6 protein-coding genes and 1 pseudogene are annotated in these 6,117 nt (G+C 29.0%); all 7 read left to right on the top strand.

Features of this window, described 5'->3' with window-relative positions:
• A pseudogene (locus CHTY_RS01100) lies at window positions 1-761 on the top strand (hypothetical protein); the annotation flags it as partial.
• A 518-nt stretch (window positions 762-1,279) separates the two neighbouring features.
• Entirely contained in the window at window positions 1,280-1,909 is a 630-nt protein-coding gene (locus CHTY_RS01095; protein ID WP_203552091.1) for a YqaJ viral recombinase family nuclease, read from the top strand.
• A 65-nt stretch (window positions 1,910-1,974) separates the two neighbouring features.
• Window positions 1,975-2,607 (top strand): dTMP kinase, encoded by a 633-nt coding sequence (gene tmk / locus CHTY_RS01090; protein WP_203552090.1) that lies wholly within the window; start codon window positions 1,975-1,977, stop codon window positions 2,605-2,607.
• Complete coding sequence (locus CHTY_RS01085) at window positions 2,591-2,740, top strand: hypothetical protein (protein WP_203552089.1); 150 nt, start codon at window positions 2,591-2,593, stop codon at window positions 2,738-2,740. Before tmk ends, CHTY_RS01085 begins: the two co-directional genes overlap by 17 nt.
• A 42-nt stretch (window positions 2,741-2,782) precedes the next feature.
• Window positions 2,783-3,388: a hypothetical protein gene (locus CHTY_RS01080; protein ID WP_203552088.1), complete on the top strand. Its 606-nt coding sequence runs from the start codon at window positions 2,783-2,785 to the stop codon at window positions 3,386-3,388.
• Between the two features lie 18 nt (window positions 3,389-3,406).
• Window positions 3,407-4,903: a replicative DNA helicase gene (locus CHTY_RS01075; RefSeq protein ID WP_203552087.1), complete on the top strand. Its 1,497-nt coding sequence runs from the start codon at window positions 3,407-3,409 to the stop codon at window positions 4,901-4,903.
• 24 nt (window positions 4,904-4,927) lie between these two features.
• Window positions 4,928-6,117 (top strand): toprim domain-containing protein (locus CHTY_RS01070; protein ID WP_203552086.1); only part of this gene is annotated, 1,190 nt, incomplete at its 3' end.

The raw sequence follows: 6,117 nt of genomic DNA, 5'->3' as shown, positions 1-6,117 counted from the left end.
AAATTCAACAAAATAGACAAAAACAATTAAAAAAAATTGAAGATGATGATTTTAAACTACTCTTAAACCAACACATCAAAGAATACGAAGAAAGCATAAACGCCTTAAAACAAGAAATGCACCAACTCCCAGGCACCATCGAAGAACTCTTAGAATTATCCAATGGCGCCAAAAACATCTATCTTTTCGCTTTCGAAACTCGAAAAAAACCAATCCACATTAATCTCCCAGACTCCCTTGACCCCTACAAAGCCATCCGTGATTGGAAAAGAGAGAAAAATTTATATGCTTATGAAGGAGAATATAACAAACAAACTCGCAATGGCAATAATCCTATAACTATTACCGCACCCGCTTATAAAGAAATTAATATTTCATATACTCTTAATTTAATAGAAAACACTTTTGAAACCGAAGATAAAATATATCACCTCACTTGTCAAGATACACAACCAAAAAGAGATATTTTAAACACCTATCAAAAAGATTATGTCAATTGGTTAAACCAATGTTATATCAAATACGGCTGCACTTACCAAGGAGAAACGATTAGAAACAAATTAGGTCGTTCATCTAGAACTCTTTATGATGAAAATGGTAATACCCATTATTATAAATATGAAGAAGGTTGGCGTTATGATGATTGGTATATCGACGGTAACGATTGTTGTTCTGGTGGAGATCGTTGGCAAACAAGAACTTATTATCACTTCTTAGACAACAGTTATCCCCCTAAAAAACCAGAGATCCTCGATTCTTAATAACAAATCATTCCAAGACTCTATTATGAAATAGAGTCTTTTTTTATTACTCCATCATCTAAAAACAAGAAAGGAACTAATTAAATATGTTCATCAAAAAAATCCCCTCATTTTTAATAAATAATATCATCTATATGATTTTCCTTATCCCGATTTATTTAATTTATTTTTTAATCAAATGCTATCTTTTTACCTATCAATTAAGCATTCAAAGACTAAAACAAGGTATTATAATTAGATTCTATCAATATCTAACTACTAATAAAACAAATAATCATGTGGAACCTAATTAATACTTGGTTAACAAAGTTAAATAATTGGTGCAATGATATCAGCAATCATTACTTGACTTATCAAAACCGATGGCTTAATTTAACTTTATTAACTATTATTTTATTGTTTTTGCCTCATCTCTTATGTTTAATTGATTTTCTTTTTAAAGTTTTATATCACACCATTAAATTTATTTATTATTTGGTGAAATATCTCATCTCATTTTTTAAGAAAGGAAAATAACGATGGAAATCAAATTATCCCAACGTACCAAAGAATGGTATCAACATCGTAAAAAATTCATCAACGCTTCGGAAATTGGTAGTATCACAGGCAATGACAAATTCCGTTCTTTAGAACAATTAGTTCATGATAAAATCTTTGGCACTACTTTCACAAGCAACAAATACACCGAACATGGTAACAAAATGGAACCAATCGCCCGTGCTTTCTTTGAAAAAACCACTCAATTAAATTATCCTGATGCTATCTTTACGGATGATAAAGCCCAAATGTTTTCCGCTTCTTTAGANGGTTATAATGCTAAAACCAACACNNTNTTAGAAATCAAATGCCCTTATGTTGACGAAAANAATAATATCTCANCATCNTGGAATGGNTTTTTNNCAAACNAAGAAGTNCCNTTAAANTACTGGGCCCAAGTTCAATGTCAACTTTATTGTTCCCAAGCTAAATTCGCCTATTTTTTAGTTTATTTCAATGATAATGATTATCATGTAGTGCGTATTTACCAAGANAATAACTTCATTNATAAAATGATTCAAGATNGNAAAAAATATTTAGNATTNCTACANAANGCNAAACAAGAATTANCNCAAACAANTTATTTAAAACAATTAACTAAATTTAAATAATNATTANACCTTCAATTGNAAGGTCTTTTTTTATACCAAAAATTAGNANTAAAGGAGAANANAANATGAAATTAATAGTTTTTGAAGGNCTNGACGGNAGNGGNAAAACAACTTTNATTAAAAAAGTTANAAAACAATTAAAAAAACAAGGTCACGAAGTTATCACTCTCCAAGGATTAGGCAGTGCTTCTATCGGACCAACCATTCGTGATATCTTTTTAACTAATCCCCAATTAAAACCATTANCTNGNTATNTNNTNAGTTTTGCTAATATGTTGCAAANNCAAGAAGAAATNATNNAACCNNATTTAAAAACTAACAAGATCATCTTAATTGATCGTTGGCTAGGTTCTAATTTCGCTTATCAANCTTATCCGCATCATATTGATAAAAACTATCAAANGTTTAATAAATTAAGTAAAAATTTCCTTAAACCCAATCTGACTGTTTATTTACAAGTAGAACCTCAATTAGGTTTANCACGNAAANAAAACCAAAAAGANCATAAATTAGATGTGATCGAATCAAATCCTTTATCATATTTTAATCAAGTAAGCCAAGGATATGAAGCGTTTTTAAAAAGANAAAANNTCGGTCATAANTTAATCTTAAAATCAATGAATAACAAAACAGCCTTAACTAACCAAAAACTAATAATCAAAAAAATAGGAGAAATAAAAAATGGCAATAATAATTAAGAAAACCTGTCAAAATGGCAATACCTACATCTATTTTTCTAATGGCAAAATTAAAACCATTAGAAAAGATGGCATCATTACATGGAAAACCAAAAGAATTTTTAAAAATACCAAAACCAACAAAAGACCTTAATTTNAAGGTCTTTTTTTTATTTNNAGAAAGGAAATACCCAAAATGTTAACGAACCAAGATTTGATTAATATTAACCAATTTAACCCTAATACCAAAACTGTAGAAATCTTAAAATGTCTTTTTAACAAAATGACCTTAAAATTTTCTATTAACGAATATATGACAATCAATCACCAACAATTAAACCATTATTTTAACCAAAATAATATCAATTCTCAAACTCAAAAAGTAATCCGTGGCAAAATCAATGAATACCTCATTTTATTATATTTTCAAAACCAAGGTATCACTAATTTATATCCCCAAGCCTCTTTATTTTTTATTCCCGACAATAAATTTGATTTAGTTTTATTTACAAAAAAGAAAAGAATCATCGCTTTTAGTTTTAAAACTTGCCTCCGTGACCGTTATAAACAAACAATAATAGAAGGACAACAACTCAAAAAACTCGATACGCGCTTTGAGTTTTATTTATTAACTAATGATGCAATCGAAACTGAAAGACTCAACAATAAAATCAAGCAAGGCAAAGTCCAAGGGATTAANCAAGTAATTAACTTATTTTCTCCTTCCGCTAATAATTTCTTTCAAAACTTAATTACTAATGAATTTATCCCTTTTGTTAATATCAACATCATTAAAAAATAAAAAAGGAGTTAATATAAAATGTTAACCAACGAACAAAAAGCCTTAAAACAACTAATAAATTATATCGAACAAGGCCAATGGGAAAAGTTAAACCTTTACTGCCAAATAATCAACCCTAAAACTTTACTTGAACCCCATAATAAAAAAATATTTACAGCTTTAAAATATTTATTTTTAGAAAAACAAACAACTCATCCGTGGGACAAACCCAATACAAAAGCAACCATTATCAAAGAGTTATTAACATATTTACAAACTAATTTTCCACAAGATAACTTTACTTTAGAATCTTTAAATTATTTAAATGCCGAATTTGAAAACCAAAATAATGCTCATCTTTTAGATAATCTAAAACATACCTACACCCAAGAAAAACTATTTCAACAATTAATAAAAATCATCAGTCCCACATACGAAAACCAAGACCCTTACACTAAAAACTTATATTATCAAACAATCTTTGATAAGTTAAGAAACTTTATCTCTTTAATCCCCCACAAAAACGATAAAACCCTTTTTCATTTAAAGCAAATGGTTGCTTTACATCCTGAGTTGCTTGACGCAGAAAACCAATCAAAACAAAAAATAAGGGAAGAATATTACCGCTTATCTGAAACTTTTCGCGGTTTAAATCAAGCAACTAAAGGTTTTAAAAAAGGCCAAATCATCACTATTGGCGGCTATACTGGTTTAGGTAAAACCACTTTTGTCTACAACCTTCTTTTAGATATCACCAAAACCAACCACCAAGAAAGTTCTTGTTATCCTCATATTTTAGTATTTTCTTATGAAATGACCTTAGAAGAAAATTTAAGTCGTTTATTAGCTCATCAAACACAAATTCCCTTAGATGTTATTTTAGATAAAAATTTGGAGGATTTAAACATTACAACTCAAACCTATAAGGAAATAATGAGATATGCTAAACATTTTTTTGCCAACATCAATTTATCATTTAGTTATGATAAAAGCAAAAACATTAATTATGTCATTGATTTAGTTTATCGCCTTCATTTAGAAAAACAAGCAGAAATTATCGTCATTGACCACCTTCAAATAACTAAAACCACAAATCACTTAGAAAACGATCGTTTAGCCATTGATGAAATTATGACTAAACTCAAACAATTAGCTATTGAATTAAACATCGTTATTATCATATTATCTCAATTTTCAAGAGATACATACACTAATTACCAAAGTAAATCACCAGAAATAACCGCTTTAAAGGGAAGTGGCGGCATTGAAACTAATTCTGATATCGTCTTAATGATGGCCGAATTCCAACCTAAACTATCCAAAGACAAAGAAAAACCCATAAATATCTATAATTCGAACTTAAATCAACTCCATTTAGAAGCTAATGACCATGAAAATCAAAAAATAATCGAATTATGTATCAAAAAAAACCGCAGTGGTACCAAAAAAACCTTACTTTATCATTTCGAAATGACTACTCAAACTTTCCAAGAATTAGGTTTTGTTTTGCCTTATCAAATAGAAACTTATTATTAATCAAAAAAAATAGGAGTAAAGTAAATGAATTTTCAAGAAAAAATAAAACACATTCAAATCAATTTCCCTATGTCAGTTTTATTAAAAAAATTAAATCTTTTACCATCAAATTTCAATATCAAATACCGTTTCCCCTGTCCCATCCACCAAGGTCAAAATCCTACTTGTTGTCATTTAACTTCAGATAATAAAATTCATTGTTGGAAATGTTGTAAAGATTTTGATATTATTGATGTTTATAGGGAGATAAGAGGCATTAAAACTTTCAATAACGCCCTTGAAAGAATTAATAACTTTATGCAAACGCAAGAATTTAAAACACTAATTGAGCAACAAAAGGCCATTCCTCATTCACCAACCAACCCCTTCAAATATCAATATCACCCTAAAAATATCCCCAACCCCATCAATGAAAAAGAAATCAAGGTTAAAAAAATCCAATTATTTAAAGAAATATCACCTTTATTTAATCAAATTCGCGATTATTATCATTATTTATTAATTTCTAACCGCAACAACGAAGCAATACTGGGATGGGAATATTTAACCCAAAAAAGAAAATTAACTCTCGCAACCATTAAAGAGTTTAAATTAGGTTATGCCCCCTTATCGGATAAACCTTTATCTTTTCGTCTCGTCAATTATTGTCAAAAAAAAAATATCGATCCTACCAAATTAGTGGAATATGGCTTTATCAAAGAAAAAACTAATCAACAAAATAAAAAATATTATCACGACACTTTTCATGGTTCAATCATTATTCCCATAGAAAACGGTTATCATAAAACCTTTCATTTTTATCAAAACCATTTTCGTGATACTCCCTATTTTCAACCCAAATACCAATCGATCAATAATTTCAGTCAAACACCGACTTTTTATTTCAGCTATCGTTTTTGGGAAGCTTGGCCATATATTAAACAAACCAAAACCCTCATTATCCATGAGGGTTTTTTTGATGTCATCAGTTGTTGGCAAAACAACATTAAAAATGTGGTCGGGTTAATTTGTGTCACCCAATTACTTTCCCCAGCGCAAATAGCCATTCTCAAAAAAGAAAATATCAAAGTCATTATTGCTTTAGATAACGACGAAACAGGACAAAAACGAAGTGAAGCGTTAGGGATACAACTTAAAGAAGCCAATATTAAATACGAAATTAGACGCATTTTACCGCCATATAATAAAACTTGTAAAGATGTTGATGATTTATT

The organism is Candidatus Phytoplasma meliae (genome assembly GCF_016876135.2).
The sequence above is the reverse complement of the archived record's forward strand: the minus strand, read 5'-3'. Positions and strand labels throughout refer to the sequence as shown.